This window comes from Salinimicrobium oceani (assembly GCF_012037645.1).
Genome location: NZ_JAAVJR010001242.1, coordinates 1 through 339, shown reverse-complemented (window position 1 = coordinate 339; position 339 = coordinate 1). Strand labels below are relative to the sequence as shown.

1 pseudogene is annotated in these 339 nt (G+C 43.7%); it reads left to right on the top strand.

Annotated features, from left to right (window positions below):
* Positions 1-194: pseudogene (locus tag HC175_RS21655) on the top strand (class I SAM-dependent methyltransferase); the annotation flags it as partial.
* Positions 195-339: the final 145 nt, after the last annotated feature.

Sequence of the window (339 nt, the reverse complement as noted above, 5' to 3'; positions counted from 1 at the left end):
AAAAACTTCTCCCCACAATTCACAACAACTCCGTCATGATCTTCGACGATATTCACTGGTCTAAAGGAATGGAAGAAGCCTGGGAAGAAATAAAAGCGCATCCCGAAGTAAGGGTAACTATAGACACCTTTCAATGGGGACTGGTCTTTTTTAGAAGAGAACAGGAGAAGGAGCATTTTGTGATTAGAGTGTAAAAAAAGCTGTTGGCTGTTAGCTATTAGCCTTTGGCTTTTTTTGAACTTTTGCTCCTCGGGAATTTTTTGTGCTCCTCCCTTTTGGCCGGGGTAAAGAAGGAAAAAAAATTTGGTTATCCCCACCCCGACCTACGGCCACCCCTCC